This window comes from Embleya sp. NPDC055664, assembly GCF_053618075.1.
This window is the reverse complement of sequence record NZ_JBSHGZ010000010.1, coordinates 57,465-78,340: the sequence shown is the minus strand read 5'-3', so window position 1 is coordinate 78,340 and position 20,876 is coordinate 57,465. Positions and strand designations below refer to the sequence as shown.

At 71.7% G+C, this 20,876-nt stretch carries 19 protein-coding genes; all 19 read right to left on the bottom strand.

Going from position 1 to position 20,876, the window contains the following annotated elements; translation table 11 throughout:
• Positions 1-122: 122 nt before the first annotated feature.
• A complete protein-coding gene (locus tag ACWGR4_RS19115; RefSeq protein WP_380011400.1) occupies positions 123-1,583 on the bottom strand; it encodes a glutamate synthase subunit beta in 1,461 nt (486 codons plus the stop codon).
• Positions 1,576-6,126, bottom strand: coding sequence for a glutamate synthase large subunit (gene gltB, locus ACWGR4_RS19110; protein ID WP_452131997.1), 4,551 nt, complete (start codon positions 6,124-6,126; stop codon positions 1,576-1,578). The genes ACWGR4_RS19115 and gltB overlap by 8 nt, the downstream gene beginning before the upstream one ends.
• Positions 6,127-6,463: 337 nt before the next feature.
• On the bottom strand, positions 6,464-7,186 hold the full coding sequence (locus ACWGR4_RS19105; RefSeq protein ID WP_452131998.1) for a VIT1/CCC1 transporter family protein: 723 nt from the start codon (positions 7,184-7,186) through the stop codon (positions 6,464-6,466).
• 156 nt (positions 7,187-7,342) lie between these two features.
• Positions 7,343-8,434 (bottom strand): prolipoprotein diacylglyceryl transferase, encoded by a 1,092-nt coding sequence (lgt, locus tag ACWGR4_RS19100; RefSeq protein WP_452134220.1) that lies wholly within the window; start codon positions 8,432-8,434, stop codon positions 7,343-7,345.
• A 114-nt stretch (positions 8,435-8,548) separates the two neighbouring features.
• Positions 8,549-9,361: a DsbA family protein gene (locus ACWGR4_RS19095; protein ID WP_452131013.1), complete on the bottom strand. Its 813-nt coding sequence runs from the start codon at positions 9,359-9,361 to the stop codon at positions 8,549-8,551.
• Entirely contained in the window at positions 9,358-10,038 is a 681-nt protein-coding gene (locus tag ACWGR4_RS19090) for a MauE/DoxX family redox-associated membrane protein (RefSeq protein WP_452131012.1), read from the bottom strand. Before ACWGR4_RS19090 ends, ACWGR4_RS19095 begins: the two co-directional genes overlap by 4 nt.
• 117 nt (positions 10,039-10,155) lie before the next feature.
• Positions 10,156-10,968 carry a DsbA family protein gene (locus tag ACWGR4_RS19085; RefSeq protein WP_452131011.1) on the bottom strand — a complete coding sequence of 271 codons (813 nt, stop codon included), beginning with the start codon at positions 10,966-10,968 and terminating at the stop codon, positions 10,156-10,158.
• Between the two features lie 137 nt (positions 10,969-11,105).
• Positions 11,106-11,921, bottom strand: coding sequence for a tryptophan synthase subunit alpha (gene trpA, locus ACWGR4_RS19080; protein ID WP_380030668.1), 816 nt, complete (start codon positions 11,919-11,921; stop codon positions 11,106-11,108).
• Positions 11,918-13,138 (bottom strand): tryptophan synthase subunit beta, encoded by a 1,221-nt coding sequence (trpB, locus tag ACWGR4_RS19075; protein WP_452134219.1) that lies wholly within the window; start codon positions 13,136-13,138, stop codon positions 11,918-11,920. Before trpB ends, trpA begins: the two co-directional genes overlap by 4 nt.
• Before the next feature lie 55 nt (positions 13,139-13,193).
• On the bottom strand, positions 13,194-13,343 hold the full coding sequence (gene trpM, locus ACWGR4_RS19070; protein ID WP_380030666.1) for a tryptophan biosynthesis modulator TrpM: 150 nt from the start codon (positions 13,341-13,343) through the stop codon (positions 13,194-13,196).
• 13 nt (positions 13,344-13,356) lie between these two features.
• Positions 13,357-14,166, bottom strand: coding sequence for an indole-3-glycerol phosphate synthase TrpC (gene trpC, locus ACWGR4_RS19065; RefSeq protein WP_380011426.1), 810 nt, complete (start codon positions 14,164-14,166; stop codon positions 13,357-13,359).
• A gap of 176 nt (positions 14,167-14,342) precedes the next feature.
• Complete coding sequence (locus tag ACWGR4_RS19060) at positions 14,343-14,768, bottom strand: DUF2752 domain-containing protein (RefSeq protein ID WP_380011473.1); 426 nt, start codon at positions 14,766-14,768, stop codon at positions 14,343-14,345.
• Between the two features lie 34 nt (positions 14,769-14,802).
• Positions 14,803-15,111, bottom strand: coding sequence for a CD225/dispanin family protein (locus tag ACWGR4_RS19055; protein WP_078977629.1), 309 nt, complete (start codon positions 15,109-15,111; stop codon positions 14,803-14,805).
• A gap of 636 nt (positions 15,112-15,747) precedes the next feature.
• Entirely contained in the window at positions 15,748-15,957 is a 210-nt protein-coding gene (locus tag ACWGR4_RS19050) for an HGxxPAAW family protein (RefSeq protein ID WP_078977628.1), read from the bottom strand.
• Between the two features lie 94 nt (positions 15,958-16,051).
• Positions 16,052-16,792 carry a TIGR02234 family membrane protein gene (locus ACWGR4_RS19045; protein WP_452131009.1) on the bottom strand — a complete coding sequence of 247 codons (741 nt, stop codon included), beginning with the start codon at positions 16,790-16,792 and terminating at the stop codon, positions 16,052-16,054.
• An 88-nt stretch (positions 16,793-16,880) separates the two neighbouring features.
• A complete protein-coding gene (locus tag ACWGR4_RS19040; protein ID WP_380011433.1) occupies positions 16,881-18,434 on the bottom strand; it encodes an anthranilate synthase component I in 1,554 nt (517 codons plus the stop codon).
• Between the two features lie 102 nt (positions 18,435-18,536).
• Complete coding sequence (gene hisI, locus ACWGR4_RS19035; protein WP_380011436.1) at positions 18,537-18,914, bottom strand: phosphoribosyl-AMP cyclohydrolase; 378 nt, start codon at positions 18,912-18,914, stop codon at positions 18,537-18,539.
• Positions 18,915-18,957: 43 nt separating this feature from the next.
• Positions 18,958-19,608 (bottom strand): TIGR03085 family metal-binding protein, encoded by a 651-nt coding sequence (locus tag ACWGR4_RS19030; protein ID WP_452131008.1) that lies wholly within the window; start codon positions 19,606-19,608, stop codon positions 18,958-18,960.
• Between the two features lie 60 nt (positions 19,609-19,668).
• On the bottom strand, positions 19,669-20,826 hold the full coding sequence (locus ACWGR4_RS19025) for an alpha/beta hydrolase (protein WP_380011442.1): 1,158 nt from the start codon (positions 20,824-20,826) through the stop codon (positions 19,669-19,671).
• Between the last annotated feature and the right edge of the window lie 50 nt (positions 20,827-20,876).

Here is a 20,876-nt window from a genome sequence, read left to right as displayed (position 1 = left end):
TACCCGCGTCCGGTATATGGCGCTTTTCCGGCATGCGGAAAGGGCGCCGCAACGGCGGCGCCCTTTCTCGTTCACGCGACTTTCGTCACATATTCAATCCCGACCCGTGCGGTCGCGCTGCGTCACACCGTGAGCGGTCGATCGGTCGGCCGGATCGGCGCCGGCAGGTTGGTCCCGCCGGTCAGCCAGCCGTCCACCGCCGCCGCGCACGAGCGGCCCTCGGCGATCGCCCAGACGATCAGCGACTGCCCGCGTCCGGCGTCGCCGGCCACGAACACGCCGTCGACGTTGGTCGCGAACGCCTCGTCGCGCGCCACGTTGCCGCGCTCATCCAGGGCCAGGCCCAGCTGCTCGACCAGCCCGTTGGAGCGGTCGGTCCCGGTGAAGCCCATCGCCAGGAAGACGAAGTCGGCCGGGATCTCCCGCTCGCTGCCGGGCACCGGTACGAAGCGGCCGTCCTCGAACACCACCTCGACCAGCTTGAGCGCCCTGACCCGCCCGTCCGCGCCGCCGACGAACTCCTGCGTGTTGACGGCGTAGACGCGCTCGCCGCCCTCCTCGTGCGCGCTGGCCACCCGATAGGTCATCGGGTAGGTCGGCCACGGCTGCGCGGCGGGCCGCTCCTCCGAGGGCCGGGGCATGATCTCCAGCTGGGTGACCGAGGCCGCGCCCTGGCGGTGCGCGGTGCCCAGGCAGTCGGCGCCGGTGTCGCCGCCGCCGATGATCACCACGTGCTTCCCGGCCACGTCGATCGGCGAGGCGACGAGGTCGCCCTCCTGCACCTTGTTGGCGAACGGCAGGTATTCCATCGCCTGGTGCACGCCGCCGAACTCGCGTCCGGGGATCGGCAGGTCACGCGCGGCGGTGGCGCCGGCCGCGATCACCACCGCGTCGTAGCGCCGGCGCAGCTTGGCCGCATCCAGGTCGGTGCCGATCTGCATGCCGGTGTAGAACTTGGTGCCTTCCGCGCGCATCTGTTCGATGCGCCGGTTGATGTGCCGCTTCTCCATCTTGAATTCGGGGATGCCATAGCGCAGCAGTCCGCCGATCCGGTCGGCCCGCTCGTAGACGGCCACGGTGTGCCCGGCCCGGGTGAGCTGCTGGGCGACGGCGAGGCCGGCGGGGCCGGAGCCGATCACCGCGACGGTCTTGCCGGAGAGCCGGTCGGGCGGCTGCGGGGCGACGTTGTTGTCGTCCCACGCCCGGTCGATGATCGAGACCTCGACGTTCTTGATGGTGACCGGCGCCTGGTTGATGCCGAGCACGCACGCGGCCTCGCATGGCGCGGGGCACAACCGCCCGGTGAACTCCGGGAAGTTGTTGGTGGCGTGCAGGCGTTCGCTCGCGGCCTGCCAGTCGTCGCGCCAGACCAGGTCGTTCCACTCGGGGATGATGTTCCCCAGCGGGCAGCCGTTGTGGCAGAACGGAATGCCGCAGTCCATGCAGCGGCCGGCCTGTTCGGTGATGATCGGGAGCAGTGTGCGCTCCTCGTACACCTCCTTCCAGTCCCGGATGCGCACGTCGACGGGGCGCCGCGTGCCGAGCTGTTGGGGCGTGGTCAAAAAGCCCTTCGGGTCAGCCATGAACCGCCTCCATCATCTTCTGGACGATCTCGGTCTCGGGGAGACCGGCTCGCTCGGCGGCGTCCTTGGCGGCGAGCACTGCCTTGTAGTCCCTGGGCAGGATCTTGGTGAAGCGCCGGGAGGCGGCGTCCCAGTCGGAGAGCAGGGCTTCGGCGACGGCCGAGCCGGTCTCCTCGTGGTGCCGGCGCACAACGTCGTGCAGTTCGGCGCGGTCGGTGGCGTCGAGGTTCTCGATGCCCACGAGTTCGGTGTTGATGTTGTTCGGGTCGGCGTCGAGGAGATAGGCGATGCCGCCCGACATGCCGGCCGCGAAGTTGCGGCCGATGCGGCCGAGGACGACGGCTCGGCCGCCGGTCATGTATTCGCAGCCGTGGTCGCCGACGCCCTCGACGACGGCGGTGGCGCCGGAGTTGCGCACGCAGAAGCGTTCGCCGACGACGCCGCGCAGGTAGATCTCGCCGCCGGTGGCGCCGTAGCCGATCACGTTGCCGGCGATGATGTTGTCCTCGGCGGCGAAGGTCGCGGCGCGGTGGGGGCGGACGATGATCCGGCCGCCGGACAGGCCCTTGCCGACGTAGTCGTTGCCGTCGCCTTCGAGCCGCAGGGTGATGCCCTTGGGCACGAACGCGCCGAACGACTGGCCGGCGGAGCCGGTGAGTGTGATGTCGATGGTGTCGTCGGGCAGTCCGGCGCCGCGGTAGCGCTTGGTGACCTGGTGGCCGAGCATCGTGCCGACGGTGCGGTTGGTGTTTTGCACCGGCAGGTTGATGACGACCTTCTCGCCGCGTTCCAGGGCGTCGGCGCTGAGCTGGATGAGCTGGTTGTCCAGCGCCTTGGCCAGCCCGTGGTCCTGGGGGCCGGTGCGGTGCAGTGCGGCGCCCTCGGGGAGCGCGGGCACGTGGAACAGCGGCGTGAGGTCGAGCCCTTCGGCCTTCCAGTGTTCGATCGCCGCGGCGGTGTCCAGGAGTTCGGCGTGGCCGACGGCCTCTTCCAGGGTGCGGAAGCCGAGTTCGGCGAGCAGTTCGCGCACTTCCTCGGCGATGAACTCGAAGAAGTTGACCACGTGGTCGGCCTGGCCGTTGTACCGCTCGCGCAGCACGGGGTTTTGCGTGGCGACGCCGACGGGGCAGGTGTCGAGGTGGCACACGCGCATCATCACGCAGCCGGAGACCACGAGCGGCGCGGTGGCGAAGCCGTATTCCTCGGCGCCGAGCAGTGCCGCGACGAGCACGTCGCGCCCGGTCTTGAGCTGGCCGTCGGTCTGCACCACGATGCGGTCGCGCAGGCCGTTGAGCAGCAGCGTCTGCTGGGTCTCGGCGAGGCCGAGTTCCCAGGGGCCGCCCGCGTGCTTGAGCGAGGTGAGCGGTGAGGCGCCGGTGCCGCCGTCGTGCCCGGAGATGAGCACCACGTCGGCGTGCGCCTTGGACACGCCTGCCGCGACCGTGCCGACGCCGACCTCGGCGACGAGCTTGACGTGCACTCGGGCCGCGGGGTTGGCGTTCTTGAGGTCGTGGATGAGTTGGGCGAGGTCTTCGATGGAGTAGATGTCGTGGTGCGGCGGCGGGGAGATGAGGCCGACGCCGGGGGTGGAGTGGCGGGTGCGGGCGACCCACGGGTACACCTTGTGCCCGGGCAGTTGGCCGCCTTCGCCGGGCTTGGCGCCCTGGGCCATCTTGATCTGGATGTCGTCGGCGTTGACCAGGTATTCGCTGGTGACGCCGAAGCGCCCGGAGGCGACCTGCTTGATCGCCGAGCGCCGCTCGGGGTCGTGGAGCCGCTCGGGGTCCTCGCCGCCTTCGCCGGTGTTGGACTTGCCGCCGAGCCGGTTCATCGCGATGGCGAGCGTCTGGTGCGCCTCCATCGAGATGGAGCCGTAGGACATCGCGCCGGTGGAGAACCGCTTGACGATCTCGGAGACCGGTTCGACCTCGTCGATCGGGACGGGCTCGCGCACGCCGTCGCGGAAGCCGAACAGGCCGCGCAGCGTCATCAGTCGCTTGGACTGCTCGTCCACGCGCGCGGTGTACTTCTTGAAGATGTCGTAGCGGCGGGTGCGGGTGGAGTGTTGGAGCCGGAAGACGGTCTCCGGGTCGAACAGGTGCGGTTCACCCTCGCGGCGCCACTGGTACTCGCCGCCTATCTCCAGCCGGCGGTGCGAGGGTGCGATGCCGGTGGGCGGGTAGGCCTTGGCGTGCCGGCGGGCGACCTCCTCGGCGACGATGTCGAGGCCGATGCCGCCGAGCTTGCTGGTGGTGCCGGTGAAGTATTCGGCGACGAAGTCCTCGGCGAGGCCGATGGCTTCGAACACCTGGGCGCCGCGGTAGGAGGCGACGGTGGAGATGCCCATCTTGGACATCACCTTGAGCACGCCCTTGCCGAGCGCCTTGATCAGGTTGCGGATCGCCTGTTCGGGGGCGATGTCGCTGAGGAAGACGCCCTCGCGGACCAGGTCCTCGACGGATTCCATGGCCAGGTAGGGGTTGACGGCGGCCGCGCCGTAGCCGATGAGCAGCGCGACGTGGTGCACCTCGCGGACGTCGCCGGCCTCGACGATCAGTCCGACCCGGGTCCGGGTCTTGGTCCGGATCAGGTGGTGGTGGACGGCGGAGGTGAGCAGCAGCGAGGGGATCGGCGCGTGTTCGGCGTCGGAGTGGCGGTCGGACAGCACCACGATGCGGGCGCCGTCGGCGATCGCGCGGGTGGCCTCGGCACGGATCTCCTCGAGCCGCTTGGCGAGCGCGGCGCCGCCGCCGTCGACCGGGTAGAGCCCGGAGATGGTGACGGCCTTGAGGCCGGGCTGGTCGCCGTCGAGGTTGATGTGGATGAGCTTGGCGAGTTCGTCGTTGTCCAGCACCGGGAAGGGCAGGACGACGTTGCGGCAGTCGGCGGGTTGGGCGTCGAGGAGGTTGCCCTCGGGGCCGACGAAGCTGCCGAGCGCGGTGACCAGTTCTTCCCGGATCGCGTCCAGCGGCGGGTTGGTGACCTGGGCGAAGAGCTGGACGAAGTAGTCGAACAGCAGTCGGGGCTTGGTGGAGAGCGCGGCGATGGGGCTGTCGGTGCCCATCGAGCCGAGCGGTTCGCCGCCGGCGCGGGCCATCGGCGCGAGGATGACGCGGAGTTCTTCCTCGGTGTAGCCGAAGGTCTGCTGGCGGCGCGAGACGGAGGCGTGCGTGTGCACGACGTGTTCGCGCTCGGGCAGGTCCTCCAGGTTGATCAGGCCGCCGTGCAGCCATTCCTGGTAGGGGTGTTCGGCGGCGAGCGCGGTCTTGATCTCGTCGTCCTCGACGATCCGCCGGGCCTCGGTGTCGACCAGGAACATCCGGCCGGGCTGGAGCCGGCCCTTGCGCACGATCCGGGCGGGGTCGATGTCCAGGACGCCGACCTCGGAGGAGAGCACGACCAGGCCGTCGTCGGTGACCCAGTAGCGCGAGGGCCGCAGGCCGTTGCGGTCCAGGACGGCGCCGATGAGGCTGCCGTCGGTGAAGGTGACGCAGGCCGGGCCGTCCCACGGCTCCATCACGGTGGCGTGGAACTTGTAGAAGGCGCGCCGGGCGTCGTCCATCGTGGCGTGGTTCTCCCACGCCTCGGGGATCATCATCAGCACGGCGTGCGGCAGCGGCCGGCCGCCGAGGTGGAGCAGTTCCAGGACCTCGTCGAAGGACGCCGAGTCGGATGCGTCGGGCGTGCAGATCGGGTACAGCCGGCTGAGGTCGCCGGGGATGAGGTCGGTGGCGAGCATGGACTCGCGCGCGGCCATCCAGTTGCGGTTGCCCTTGACCGTGTTGATCTCGCCGTTGTGCGCGATGAAGCGGTACGGGTGGGCGAGCGGCCAGGCCGGGAAGGTGTTGGTGGAGAACCGCGAGTGCACGAGGCCGATCGCGGACGCCAGGCGCCGGTCCGACAGGTCGGGGAAGAACGGCTCCAGCTGTCCCGTGGTGAGCATGCCCTTGTAGACCAGGGTGCGCGCGGACAGCGAGGCGAAGTAGACCTCGACCTCGCGCTCGGCGCGCTTGCGCAGCGCGAAGGCGAGCCGGTCGAGGGCGATGCCGGTGACGGTGTCGTCGACGCCGGCCACGAACAGTTGGGCGAAGCGCGGCATCGTGGCGCGGGCGCCGTTGCCGACGAGGCCGGGCGTGGTGGGCACCTCGCGCCAGCCGAGCACGCGCAGGTTCTCCTCGGCGGCGATGCGCTCGATGGAGGACTTGGCGCGGCCCGCGTGCACGTCGTCGTCGGGCAGGAAGGCGATGCCGACCGCGTAGCCACCGGCGGCGGGCAGCGCGAAGCCGGCCGTCTCGCGCAGGAAGGCGTCGGGGACCTGGATCAGGATGCCCGCGCCGTCGCCGGTGTCGGGCTCGGCGCCGGTGGCGCCGCGGTGTTCCATGTTGCGCAGGACGGTCAGCGCCTGGTCGACGATGTCGTGGCTGGGCTCGCCGGTGAGCGTGGCCACGAATCCGACACCGCAGGCGTCGTGCTCGTTACGGGGGTCGTACAACCCCTGGGCCGCGGGAATCGCGGAGAAGAGGGGGCCCGAGGATGCGGGCATGGCAGGAGGCATGGGCGCTCCCGTCGTCGTCGTGGCGTGTGGTGCGCAACAGGGACGACGTTGGCCCTCTGCGATTTCGTGCAGGTTACACGATCAGTACGTCTATCCGGAACCCGGGACAAACCCGTCTCACCATGCGGTCACCAGGATGATTCGGCCCGGCCTTCGAGCGCTGCGCCGCGCCGGTCGCCTTGGCATATCGGGTGGCTCATTCCCGACCATCCGGGCGACGAAACCGCATGTCTCGGACCGTTATGGCGATTGGTTTCCGGGTGGGGTCGCCGGGCTACGCGCAGGTTACGGACGCATCACGCCGCGTTCACGTCGCGGGTGCCTCTCATACCTGTCGGCCGATCAGCAGGCCGAGCAGGTAGGTCAGTCCGCCCGCCGCCGCGCCGAGTACCAACTGACGGGTTCCGCCGAACCACCACGGCCGGGCGGTGACCCGGGAGACCACGGCGCCGGCGCCGAACAGGCCGAGGGCGGTCAGGACCAGCGCGGGCGCGAGCGTGGTCGCCCCGAGCAGGTACGGCAGCAGCGGGAGCAGCGCGCCGATGGCGAAGAAGGCGAACGAGGAGCCGGCCGCCAGCCACGGCGAAGGCAGGTCGTGCGGGTCGACGCCCAGTTCCTCGCGGGCGTGGATCTCCAGGGCCAGCTCGGGGTCGCGGGACAGCTGCCGGGCCACCTCGACGGCCAGGTCCTCGTCCAGGCCGCGGGCGATGTACAGCTCGGCCAGCTCGCGCTGTTCGGCCTCGGGGCTGCGGCACAGCTCGCGGCGTTCGACCTCGACCTCGGCGCGGGCCAGTTCGGCCTGCGAGGCGACCGAGGTGTACTCCCCCGCCGCCATCGAGAAGGCGCCGCCGGCCAGTCCGGCAAGGCCGGTGACCACCACGGTCCTGGGGGTCGCGTCGCTGCCGACGATGCCGGAGATGAGCGCGAAGTTGGAGACCAGTCCGTCCATCGCGCCGAACACGGCCGGGCGCAGCCAGCCGCCGCCGATGTCGCGGTGGGTGTGGTCGATGCCGTCCTGGTGTCCGAGCTCCGGGGCGGGGTCGGGCACCTCGGCGGCTATGTGGCTGGTCTTCACGGTTCGTTCGGCCCTCTCGTCACGCTGGGGCCACGACGCTACCGGTTCGCCGCCGGGTGCCGCCGGCCAGGAAAGGCTGTCCGAACCCGCAGGTGGGTGCGGGTTCGGACAGCCTTCGGCGTGGGTCGGTCAGCCCTTGTCGGCGGCCTTGCGCGGGCCGGAGCCGGCGTGTTCCCCGGCGTCGTCCGGGCCGGGCTCGGCGTCGGTCGCCGCCGCGTCCGGGTCCGCGTCGGCGTCGACGGGGCGGTCGGACTTCCCGAGGTCGACGGCGGCGTTCTTCGCGTCCGCGTCGGTCTGCTCCGCGTCCGCGTCGACCGCATCCGCATCCGCATCGACCGTCTTCGCGTCCGCGTCCGTCCCGACCGCCTCCGCGTCGTCCCCGCCCTCGGGGTCGTGTCCGCGCAGCGTCTCCGGGGCCTCGCGGCCGGGGTGCTTGCGGGCCGAGACCCAGATGTAGACGAGGGCGCCGGCGAAGACGAGGATCGCCGTCCAGTTGTTCAGCCGCATGCCGAGCACGTGTTCGGCGTCGTCGACGCGCATGTATTCGATCCAGAACCGGCCCACCGTGTAGCCCGCGACGTAGAGCGCGAACGCCCGGCCGTGGCCGAGCCTGAAGCGGCGGTCGGCCCAGATCACCAGCGCGGCGACGCCGATGCACCACAACGACTCGTACAGGAACGTCGGGTGGAAGGTGCCGCTCTGGCCGGGGTCGATCACGTTGTGGTCGCCGTCGATCTTCACCGCCCACGGCACGTCGCTCTCGCGGCCGTAGAGCTCCTGGTTGAACCAGTTGCCCCAGCGGCCCACCGCCTGGGCGAGCACAATGCCCGGGGCGAGCGCATCGGCCAGCGCGGGCAACGGGATGCCCCGGCGCCGGCAGCCGATCCAGGCGCCCACCGCGCCGAGCGCGATCGCCCCCCAGATGCCGAGGCCGCCCTTCCAGACGGCGAACGCCTGCATGGGGTCGCCGCCGTCGCCGAAGTACGGCTCCGGCGTGGTGACGACGTGGTAGAGGCGGCCTCCGACGAGGCCGAAGGGCACCATCCACACGGCGATGTCGCCGACCGTGCCGGCGCGACCGCCGCGGGCGACCCAGCGGCGCTCGCCGAGCCAGATCGCGAGGACGACACCGAGGATGATGCACAGCGCGTAGCCGCGCAGCGGGATCGGACCGAGGTCGATCTGTCCGCGCGAGGGGCTGGGAATGAATGCGAGGTCCATGGCGGGTACGACGCTACCGGGTGCGGGGGGATACGTGTGCCGGCGGGCACGTGCGAACGGGCGCGATCCCGGGGATTTCGGGGTCGCGCCCGCTCGTGCGGCGACGGACGGTGACTACTTGATCGCCGCCAGGATCTGCGCGCGCACCTCGTCGGGGGTGGCCAGGCCGCGGCCCTTGACGATCAGGTCGATGGTCTTGCCGTTGATGCCGGCGGTCGGGGTGCCGGTGACGGGGGTGTCACCGATCTTGGCGTGCTGGAACGCATCCTCGACGTTGTTCACCCACCCGGCGTAGCTCAGGTCGTTCACGCACCGGTCGAAGGTCGGCGAGCGCAGGCCGTCGACCTTGCTCGCGAGGTCGAGCAGATAGGACCGGTTGCCGAACTTGTCGTTCAACTCGTCCGGCTGGTTCGCGAAGAGCGTGTCGTGGTACGGCGCGAACTTGCCCGCGGTCTGCGCGCACCCGGCCGCGTTGGCCGCGTACTTGGAGCCGTTGCCGCCGAGCTTGCCGTCCAGGAACGAGGCGATGTGGTAGTCGATCTTGATCGTGCCGGCGTCGGCCATCTGCCGCAGGGTGGGGCCGAGCGCCTTCTCCACCTCGTGGCAGATCGGGCAGCGGAAGTCCTCGTACATGATCAGCGAGGGGGCGTTGGGGTTGCTGCCGACCGGGACGCCCAGGCCGTCCGCGGACAGGTTGGGCGGGGCGCTCGCGGGCTGGGCGAGCGCGTCCTTCCAGGGCCCCTTCTTCTTGTTGGTCTTGGACGTGCCGACGACCACGCCGATGATGGCGACGACCGCGAGGACGGCCACGACGGCGCCGGCGATGATCAACATCCGCTTGCGCTTGGCGGCCGCCTCCTGGCGGGCGCGCTCCTGGGCCATCCGCTCGCGCGCGGTGCGCTTGCCTGCCGAATTCTTCGAGCTCACGTGATCTCAGGGCCTTTCAGTTCCCGGGTTCCGGGGTTCCGGTTCGCGTCCCCGCGGTGCTCGTCCGCCACCGTGTGCGCCTCGTCCTCGTCGGCGTCCTCGTCGTCCTCGTCCTCGAAGTCCTCGTCGTAGGGCGGTTCCTCCGGGAACAGCCAGGCGTCGGCGGACAGCCGGGTGCGAGGGAAGACGATCAGCCAGATCGCGAGCAGCAGGAAGCCGCAGTCCCGCAGGATCTCCTCGAGATACGCGGTCTTGTCCGGCTCGACCGGACCGCCGCCGCCGAAGCAGCCGCAGTCGATCGCCAGGCCGCGCGCCCACGCCTGGGCGATGCCCGCGATGAACACGAGCAGGAGCAGCGCGGACAGGGACGCGACGAGCCGGGTGCCCAGGCCGAGCACCAGGAGCAGGGCCAGGCCCAGTTCCAGGTAGGGCAGGGCGTAGCCGACGGGGTCGACCAGGCCGTCGGGCAGCACGTCGTAGCCGCGGACCGCGTAGGCGGCCTGGTCGGGGTCGAGTGCCTTCTCCCAGCCGGCGTACGCCCAGACGAAGGCCAGGCCGAGCCGGGCGGCGAGGCCGATCCACGGTACGTACGGCCGCAGACCCGCGAGCGGGCCCGCCCCTCGCGCCCCGGTCGGGCCTGCCGCTCTCGCCCCGGTCGGGCCGGCCGTCGCGCTCATCGCTCGGCCGCCGGCTCGATCGTCTTGCTTCCCACGGTCTGACCTCCGTCACGACGGGTGAGGTTCAGGGACGGCCGGTCCACTGGTCCCCCGCACCCGGACCGGCACATGTCCTGTCTAACCGGCCGAAGGCGCCTGAGGTTCCTGTCCGAGCGCCGCCTTACCACTCCCGGGGTTCCCCAGGCGTTGGTCGAGCAGTTCACGAAGGTTGTCGGGCGAACGCATGGCCGAGTTCCCGGAGTCCAGAATTTTTCCGTCGACGGCGATCGCGGGCGTGGCGGAGACGCCGGAGAGTTCGAACGTGCTCTCGGAGGCGCTCACCCAGGCGGCGTTGGCGTCGGTGTTCACGCACGCGTCGAAGGTCTCGCCGCGCAGGCCCTGGACCTGGCCGGCCAGGTCCAGAAGGCGGCCGGCGGTGTAGCCGTCCTCGGACTCGTCGGGCTGGTTCTTGAACAGCACGGCGTGGTACGCGGCGAACCTGCCGGCGTCGACCGAGCAGCGCGCGGCGTTGGCGGCCTTGACCGATCCGGTGCCGCCGAGCTTGCCGTCCAGGAAGGACGCGATGTGGTAGTCGACCTTGATCTTCCCGGCCTGGATGTAGTCGGCGAGCAGGGGGCCGAAGTTGGCCTCGAAGCGCTTGCAGAAGGGGCAGCGGAAGTCCTCGTACACGGTGACGGTGACCGGGGCCGCGTCGCCGCCGACGCGGATGGTGCCGTCGGCCCGCACGGCGGCGGGCAGGCTCGCGAGGTCGACGTCGCGGATGGCCGCCTTGGCGCCGGTCGGCTGTGCCGCGGGGCCGGAGTCCTCGCTCTTGCTCTCGTTGCCCGTGGTGAGCACGACGCCCAGGACGGCGGCCAGCACCGCGACCACGAACACGCCGACGACGGCGAGGATGACGGGCGTTCGGTTGGTCCTGGTCTTGGCGCTCAACGCGGGTTCCTCCGATGGGGGTTGGAGTGGATGGCACGCGGCATGCCGACGGCCGCCGCTGGAGTGCTGCGGCGGCCGTCGGTCAGCCGGTGCTCATTTTGTTGGGTTTTTACACGGGATGAGAGCTTCGGGGGCGGTCAGCGCTTGCGGACGCCCTCGGCGAGTTCGCCGGCCAGGGCGCGGACGGCGTCCAGGCCGGCCTGTTCGTTCGGCGCGTCCAGGAGGGCGCGGACGAACGCGGAGCCGACGATGACACCGTCGGCGTAGCCGGCCACCTCGGCCGCCTGGGCGGCGGTGGAGACGCCCAGGCCCACGCACACCGGCAGATCGGTGGTGGCGCGCGTGCGTGCGACCAGGTCGCCCGCGAGCGTGCTCACCGAGGCGCGGGCGCCGGTGACGCCCATCACCGAGGCGGCGTAGACGAAGCCGCCGCAGTGTCGGGTGGTGTAGGCGATGCGCTCGTCGGAGGAGGACAGCGCGACCAGGAAGATCCGGTCCAGCCGGTGGCGGTCGGTGGCGGCGATCCACTCGTGTGCCTCGTCCGGGATCAGGTCGGGGGTGATCACCCCGCTGCCGCCGGCCGCGGCCAACTCGCTCGCGAACCGCTCGACGCCGTAGCGCTCGATCGGGTTCCAGTAGGACATCACCAGCGTGGCGGCGCCGGTCTCGGCGACCGCGCGCACGTTGTCGATCACGTGGTGGGTGTTGGTGCCGTGCGCCAGCGCGTGTTCGACGGCGCGCTGGATGACGGGCCCGTCCATCTGCGGGTCGCTGTACGGCAGGCCGACCTCGATGATGTCGCAGCCGCCCTCGACCATCGCGCGCATCGCGGCGGCGGAGCCCTCGACGGAGGGGTAGCCCGCCGGGAGGTATCCGACCAGCGCGGCGCGGTTGTCCGCGCGGGCCGCGGCCAGCACCTCGGTGAGCCTGGTGGTGGTACCGGTGCCGGTCACGACTGCTCCGCTTCCGCGTCGAGGAGATCGAAGTACTTGGCGGCGGTGTGCATGTCCTTGTCACCGCGCCCGGAGAGGTTGACCAGGATGGTCGCGTCGGGGCCGAGTTCGCGCCCGACCTCGATCGCGCCGGCGAGGGCGTGCGCCGATTCGATCGCCGGGATGATGCCCTCGGTGCGGCACAGCAGCCGGAACGCCTCCATCGCGGGGGCGTCGTCGATCGGCCGGTAGATCGCCCGGCCGGTCTGGTGCAGCCAGGCGTGCTCGGGCCCGACGGCCGGGTAGTCCAGGCCGGCCGAGATCGAGTGCGACTCCTGCGTCTGCCCGTACTCGTCCTGGAGCAGGTAGGTGCGCGCGCCGTGCAGTACGCCGATCGAGCCGCCGGTGATCGAGGCGGCGTGCCGTCCGGTCTCCACGCCGTCGCCACCCGCCTCGAAGCCGTAGAGCCGCACGCCCTCGTCGGGGATGAACGCGTGGAAGGCGCCGATCGCGTTGGAGCCGCCGCCGACACACGCGCAGACGGCGTCGGGCAGCTTCCCGGTCAGGTCGAGCACCTGCTGCCGGGCCTCGACCGAGATCACCCGGACGAAGTCGCGGACCATCGCCGGGAAGGGGTGCGCGCCGGCCGCGGTGCCGAGGAGGTAGTGGGTGGTGTCGACGTTGGCGACCCAGTCGCGCAGCGCCTCGTTGATCGCGTCCTTGAGGGTGCGCGAGCCGATCGCCACCGGGATCACCTCGGCGCCGAGCACCCGCATCCGGGCCACGTTGAGCGCTTGGCGCTGGGTGTCGAGTTCACCCATGTAGACGACACACTCGAGGCCGAGCAGCGCGCACGCGGTGGCGGTGGCCACGCCGTGCTGGCCGGCTCCGGTCTCGGCGATCACCCGGGTCTTGCCCATGCGCTTGGTCAGGATGGCCTGGCCGAGCACGTTGTTGATCTTGTGCGAGCCGGTGTGGTTGAGGCCCTCGCGTTTGAGGATGATCCGCGCGCCACCGGCGTGCTCGGCGAAGCGGGGCGCCTCGGTGATGATGCTCGGGCGACCGGCGTAGTCGCGCAGCAGGCCGGTGAACTCGGCCTGGAACTGCGGGTCGTCCTTGGCCTTGTCGTAGGCGGCGGTCAGCTCGTCGAGGGCGGCGATCAGCGCCTCGGGCAGGAACCGCCCGCCGAAGACGCCGAAGTGGCCGGAGGGATCCGGCAGTTGGGCAGTGCTGGACATGCGGGGTCCTTGTCGGTGTGGCATGCCGTGGGACGGCACGTTGCTGACGGGTGGGTCAGGAAACGTGTCGGCGCCATCGGCTGCCCGGCACCTGGCCGGGCTCGCAGCCGATCACGTACCGCACGCGGCGGCCACGCACCCGGCGGGCGGGCGCGCGACAGCCGCGGGGCTTGCAGCCCCGGGCCAGTCGCGGGTCCATGCTCATCGTGCCCGCGCCCTCAGCCGCGCCCGTGCCGGATCGCCGGGTGGGCGCCGGCGGCGACCAGGTCGGCGACCGAGCTGCGCGGGTCGCGCCCGGTGACCAGCGACTCGCCGACCAGGACGGCGTCGGCGCCGTTGTTGGCGTAGGCGATCAGGTCGTGCGGGCCGCGCACGCCGGACTCGGCGATGCGCACGCAGGTGTCCGGGATCAGCGGGGCGATCCGGGCGAAGTTGTTGCGGTCCACCTCGAGGGTCTTGAGGTTGCGCGCGTTGACCCCGATCACGGTGGCGCCGGCGTCGAGCGCGCGGGCGGTCTCCTCCTCGTCGTGGACCTCCACGATGGTGGTGAGACCGATCGAGCGGGAGCGCTCGATCAACGAGATCAGCGCGTTCTGCTCCAGGGCCGCGACGATCAGCAGGGCGACGTCGGCGCCGTGCGCGCGGGCCTCCCACAGCTGATAGCTCGTCACCATGAAGTCCTTGCGCAGGACCGGGATGTCGACCGCGGCGCGGACCGCGTCGAGGTCGTCGAGCGAGCCGCCGAAGCGGCGCTGCTCGGTGAGCACGCTGATCACGGAGGCGCCGCCGGACTCGTAGTCGGCGGCGAGGCCCGCCGGGTCGGCGATCGCGGCGAGCGCGCCCTTGGAGGGGCTGGAGCGCTTGACCTCGGCGATGACGGCGATGCCGTCGCCGCGCAGGATGCTCTCCGCGTCGCGGGGCGCCGGCGCCTGGGCCGCGAGTTCCTTGATCTCGTCAAGGGATACGCGGGCCTGTCGTTCGGCGAGGTCGGCGTTGACACCGTCGATGATCTCGTCGAGCACAGTCACGCCCTACATCCCCTCGTTCGTCCGGAGAACCTGCTCCCCCGGCCCTTCGATGGTATAGGCCGATTCGAACAGACCCGACACATCGCACCGCCGAAGAGGTGGGGGCAGCATACGGCGTCGCACGGTCGCCCCGTGCGCACGGTCCGGCTCGCGAAACCGCCGCCGATCACTGTGTGTCAGGGGGCGAGCCCCGCGCCGAACGGCAGGTCGCGAACGATCCAGAAGACCAGTACGACGGCCAGCAGCGCCCGCAACCACCGAGGATCGGCCAATGTGCGCCGCGGCTCGCCGCGCGCGGTACGCACCGCCCAGCGCAGCCACAACCACCCGATCAGCGGGAAGAGCGCGACCGCCAGCGCGTTGTAGCCCAGCGCCGCCGGCAGGTCGAGGTGGGTGAGCGCGTGCACACAGCGCAGCCCCCCGCAGCCGGGACAGGCCAGGCCGGTGATCACCAGGTAGGGGCAGGACGGGTAGTGGCCGCTCTCGCGCGGATCCACCAGGCCCACATAGGTGGTGGCGGCCGCGAGCACCGCCAGACTCGTGGCCGGAAGCCCCAGGTTGCGCATCCGGAATCCGGTGGCCGGCGCGGGGCGGGCGGGCATGCTCACGGACTCATTGTGCCGTCGGCGGGTGCCATCACAGGTCACCCAGCGTGTCTTTCCAGCCCAGCAGGAAGACGCCGACCATCCAGGTGGTCCAGAAGATCACCCCGAGCAGGACGGTCCCGATCGTCCAGTTGCGCGCCCGCAGCGAGGCGAGCCGGGCCCCCGCCACGTCGCCGCGCTGCCACCGCTCATTCACGCTGGTCGCCGCGAGCAACGCCGGAACCCCGGCCAGAAAACAACAGAACACGGTCGCCACGACCGCCCAGGCAAGGTAGTTGTCCGGCGCCCCCGGCGGCGGCCCGGCGGGCGGCGGCGTGGTGGGCGGTCCATAGGGCGGCACCGAATGCCCGAACGGCCGAGGCGGCGCACTCCACTCCCGCGCCCGATCCCCATTACCGGGAGCCCCCGGGTAGCCGTACGCCACTTTCCCCCCTAGGCCGACAAGCCAACCCTAGAACAAGCCACCCACCACCACCCGAAAACCCACCCACCAACCACCGGCCCACAACCCCAAACAACCCGCCCGGCGCAGCCCTCGACCCAAGCACCCCGACCGACACCGGAGCCCAACCGGCCCGGCCGACGCTCAAGGCCACCCAACCCGCCCGGCACCCAAGCCCAAGCACCCCGACCTACTTGAAGCCAAGCACCCCGGCCGACACCCAAGCCCAAGCACCCGACCGGCGCTGGAGCCCACTCAGCCCGGCCGGCGCTTGAGGCCACCCAGCCCGGCCGGCACCCAAGCCCAAGCACCCCAACCAGCGCTGGAGCCCACTCAGCCCGGCCGGCGCTTGAGGCCACCCAGCCCGGCCGGCGCTTGAGGCCACTCAGCCCGGCCGGCGCTTGAGGCCACTCAGCCCGGCCGGCGCTTGAGGCCACTCAGCCCGGCCGGCGCTTGAGGCCACCCAGCCCGGCCGGCGCTTGAGGCCACGGCGCATGAGGCCAAAGGCCGCCGCACGGCCCGAGCGCGGCGGCGTCAGCGACGCGCGGGCGCAGCCCCAAGCCCACCCATCCGCATCCCCGCACCGGCGATGCAGCCGACCAACACCACCGCGGCCCCGACCCAGAAAAGCATCACGTTGGCCGCGATCATCGCGACACCCGAGACGGTGCAACCGATCAGCGCCAGTATGGTCACGGTCCAGGCCGCGGGGGTGCTGCCGTGGTTTCCGGCTTGCGACGACATCGATCGACTCCTTCGGCTTCACATCGAACTGCACACGCGTAAGCGCGCGGGTCGCACCCGCGCGATTCTTATTGTCACCCGCCGGGAGCAGTGCTCAGCGCGTGGGGTCCTCGCCCCGGTCCAACGCGTTCCACAGGTCCGCGTTGGTCGCGGTACGCCGCCGGGCCGCGACCCCCCGCCCCGCCGGCGCCTCGTAGCGGTTGGACATTCCGGGCCAGCGCCGCCCGCGGATCACCACGAAGAGCCCGGCCAGCACGATCAGCACACCGCCCACGGCCGCGAACCACGGCCAGACCGCGTGGCTCACGTCCACCGCCCGCACACCCTCGACGGCCGCCTTCTTCGCCGCCTCGCCGTCCACCGCCGAGGTGTCGCGCGCGCCCTGTACGGCCAGCACGGTGACCCCGGCCCCCGCCAGCGCGATCAGCGCGCCGATCAGCGTGCGGCCGACGGTCCGGGTCGCGAGGATCGCGAGACCGCCCGCAAGCCCGAGCAGCGCGAGCGCCGAGGTGGCCTTGTTGATCGTGTTGCCGCTCGCGTGCACCGCGATGTGCGAGCCGTGCACCAGCGCCGTGCCCTCTGCCCAGGTGCGCCCCGCCACCGAGAGCACGACACCCGCGCCGACCAGAACCAGCAACACCGCGGCAGTCAACTCGCGCCGAGCGGCCTTGCGTTCCCGCACGGCGACATCCACCGTCTCGGCCGCGGCGCTTTCCGCCCCGGCCGCCCCGGCCTCGGGTTCCGCCGCCTCGGCGGTCGGCGCCCCGCCCGGCGATCGGTCGTCCGTCTCGGTGCCGCGGCGCGCCGCGCCGGCCTCGGTCCTCGCGTCGGTCATGCATCCAGCATGAACCACGCCTCGCCGCGCCTTGACCCGGGTCGGGTCCACGCCCCACCGGAGCGCCCCACCACAGCGCTCTCCTCCGTCAGGACGCCGGGCTCTCGTGCGCCGGGGCCAGCGTGGCCGCGATCGCCACCGCGCGCAGCACCGCCGCCGCCTTGTTGCGGCACTCCACGTCCTCGGCCTCCGGCGACGAGTCGGCGACCACACCCGCGCCGGCCTGGACGTAGGCGACACCGTCGCGGATCAGCGCAGTGCGGATCGCGATCGCGGTGTCCAGGTCCCCCGCGAAGTCCACGTAGCCCACACAACCGCCGTACAACCCGCGCCGGGTCGGCTCGAAGTTCTCGATGATCTCCATCGCCCGCGGCTTGGGCGCGCCGGACAGGGTGCCCGCCGGGAAACACGCGGCGAACACGTCGAGCGCGGTACGCCCCGGCGCCAACTCGCCCACCACCGTGGACACGATGTGCATCACGTGGCTGTAGCGCTCGACCGACATGAAGTCGACCACCTCGACCGTGCCGGGCGCGCAGACCCGGCCCAGGTCGTTGCGGCCCAGGTCGACGAGCATCAGGTGTTCGGCGCGTTCCTTCGGGTCGGCCAGCAACTCCTCGGCGAGTGCGGCGTCCTCGGCGGGCGTGGCACCGCGATGGCGGGTGCCCGCGATCGGGTGCACCATCGCCCGCCCCTCCTCGACCTTGACCAGCGCCTCGGGGCTGGAGCCGACCACGTCGAACCCGCCCTCGGCGCCGCCGTCGGGGCCGGGCATCCGGAACAGGTACATGTACGGGCTGGGGTTGGTCGCCCGCAGGATCCGGTACACGTCCAACGCGCCGGCCTCGGTGGGCATCTCGAAGCGCTGGGAGAGCACGATCTGGAACGCCTCGCCGGCCCGGATCTCCTCCTTGGCCGCGGCCACCGCCTTGCGGTATTCGGCCGACCCCCAAGGGCCGACCGCCTCGGCCGGCGCCGCCCGCTCGAACGCCGCGGCGGCCAGTCCGGTCGGCCGGGCCAGGTCCGCCGTCATCGCGTCCAGCCGGGCCACCGCCGCCCGATACGCCTCGTCCACGCCCGACTCGCGGTTGTCGTGGTTGATCGCGTTGGCGATCAGCAGCACGCTGCCGTCCACGTGGTCGAGCACCGCGAGGTCGGTGGCCAGGAACATCATCAGCTCGGGGATGCGCAGGTCGTCCACGCTCGACTCGGGCAGCCGTTCCAACCGGCGCACGATGTCGTAGCCGAGGTAGCCGACCATCCCGCCGGTCAGCGGCGGCAGGTCCAGGCCCGGGATGCCGTGCGGGGTGTGCAGCGCCTCCATCGTGGCCCGCAGCACCTCCAGCGGGTCGCCGTCCACCGGCACGCCCACCGGCGGGGTGCCCAACCAGCGGGCCCGCCCGGCCACTTCGGTGAGCATGGCCGCGCTGCGCACGCCCACGAACGAATAGCGGGACCAGGAGCGGCCGTTCTCCGCGGATTCGAGCAGGAAGGTGCCGGGCCGCTCGGCGGCGAGCTTGCGGTACAGCCCCACGGGCGTGTCGCCGTCGGCCAAAAAGCGCCGGGTGACGGGGATGACGCGCCGGTCGCGGGCGAGTTCCCGGAAGGTGTCCGGGTCGGGGGTGACGGTTCCGGTGGTCATGGCGAGCGCAATCTCCCGGGCGGCGAGTCGGCGGAGGGGACCGGTCCGGCGACCGGACGGTCGCGAGGCGACGGGCGGGGCGGACGGTCGGGAGGCGGACGGTCAGGAGGTAACCGGCAGGACGTCGGCGTCGAAGCAGGTGCGCGCACCGGTGTGGCACGCGGCGCCGGTCTGCTCGACCCGCACGAGCACCGCGTCGCCGTCGCAGTCGAGGGCGGCCGAGACCACCTTTTGCACGTGGCCCGAGGTGTCGCCCTTGACCCAGTATTCCTGCCGGCTGCGGCTCCAATAGGTGCACCGGCCGGTGGTCAGCGTGCGGTGCAGCGCCTCGTCGTCCATCCAGCCGACCATCAGCACCTCGCCCGTGTCGCTCGCCTGGGCGACGGCGGCGATCAGGCCGTCGGGGTCGCGCTTGAGGCGGGCGGCGATGCTCGGATCGAGGTCGGACGGCCGCGCGGGCGGGTGGGAGGCACCGGTCATGCGCGCATTGTCGCAGACCCGCGCGGGCCGGCCGCGCGAGCGTTCACAGGCCGGTATCGGCCGCGCGCAGCGCCTGTACCGCGTCCGGGTCGCCGGTGGCCTCGACCCGGGCGTGCTCCTTGCGGCCGAACAGGTACAGCAGCAGTTCGGCCGGGTGTCCGGCCAGCGTGACCACGGGGGTGCCCTTGTGGATCGGCTGGGCCGGCTCGTCGGCGCCGGTGTCGGTGCGGCGCAGCGCCACCCCCACCGGCACTCGGCGCAGCGCGATCCGCGAGGAGCCCTTGGCGCGCTTCCACAGGATCTCGGTGAGCGCGGGATCCAGCTCGCGCGGTTCGGCGCCGCCGGGTTGGGCGCGCCGGACGTCCTCCAGGTGGATGAAGTACTCCATCGTGTTGGCCGCCGCATCCACGCCGGGGATGCCGAAGGCGGACAGTGTCGGCGGCCCGTCGGCGACCAGGCGCACGCTCTGCTCGTACGGTTTGGCCGCCTGCCGCAGGCGTACCCGTTCGGTGTATCCGGCGAGCGGCTTGAAGACCAGGCCCGGTCCGGAGTCCGGGCGGCGTTCGCGGACCACGAGGTGGGCCGCGAGGTCCCGGGTGGTCCAGCCCTCGCACAGGGTCGGTGCGTCGGGTCCGAGGACGCGCAGCAGTTCGGCGAGCGCGGCGCGTTCGGCGCGGGCGTGGGAAGTCGGCATGTGCCGATCCTTCGGCCCGCGCCGGATGAAATCAAGGGGCGCGATCCGCGACACGGCCGGTCACGGCGAGGCGGCCACCGGCCCCGGCTCCTTGGGGTGGTCGCTCTTTTGCTGCGCGCTCAGCCAGCGCAGCGCGTCGGGCAGCACCGTCTGCCAGGTCTTGAAGTTGTGTCCGCCGGTGGGCAGGAGCAGGGTGTCGACCTTGAGCGGCGCCTTGGCCAGTTTCTGGAACTCCCGGGTGTCGGCGAGGTTGGGTTCGCCGCTCTCGCTGCTGGTGAGCAGGAGGCTGACGGGCGGCATGGGCAGGTTCTTCAGCCGCCACAGCAGGTCGTTCTGGTTGCGGTAGGCCTTGCTGCCGCCGTACAGGTCGCCGGTGTCGCCGTCGGAGGGGGCGCCGTAGTCGGCGGAGAGCGCGACGCCCGCACCGATCCGGTCCGAGTTGAGCATCGGCAGCTTGGCCGCGCAGTAGCCGCCGGTGGAGTCGCCGAGCATGGCCCAGCCGCGCGGTCCCGGGGCGACGCGGTAGGCCTGGTTGATCGCCTCGGGCAGGTCCTGGCTGAAGAACATGCCGACCTGCGGGCCGCCGGGCACGTCGGTGCACTCGGTGTCGCGGTCGAGGCCGACGCTGGGCTTCATCATCACGTAGATGGTGGGCTGGACCCGGCCGGCGGCGATCTCGTTGGCGGCGATCTTGGGCAACTCCAGCCGGGTGACCAGGTTGCGCTCGTTGCCGGGGTAGCCGGTGAGCGTGACCACGACGGGGAAGCGCCGGTCCTTGTACTGGGCCTGGAAGTATTGCGGCGGCAGGTAGACGAGCGCGGGTGTGCCCATCCCGCTGCGTCGTCCGACCAGGTCGACCTGCATGATCTGGCCCGCGACCTGGGGGTTGCTCCCCTGCGGGACGTCTATCGTCTCGGTGCCCTTCTCCTTGACCAGTTTGGGCATGTCGCCGGGACCGGCCTCGCCGAAGTTCAGGACCGGTTTGCCGGTGCGCCCGAACAGGTCGTCCCAGGTCGTATAGAAGACGAAATATCGGTTGCCGATCACCGCGACCGTGGCCAGGAGCAGGACCTGCGTACTCAGCAGGATGCCGACCCGGCCCAGGATGGGCACCACGTGCTGGCGGGACAGCTTGGGCCAGAAGAACACGGCCGCCGACGCCGCCGCGACGGTGACGAGGCACAGCAGGATTATCAGTTTGAGGCTGGTGAGGCCCACAGCGGCGTCCTCGGTCTATCGATCATGGTCAGGGCACGCCCGTGGAGACG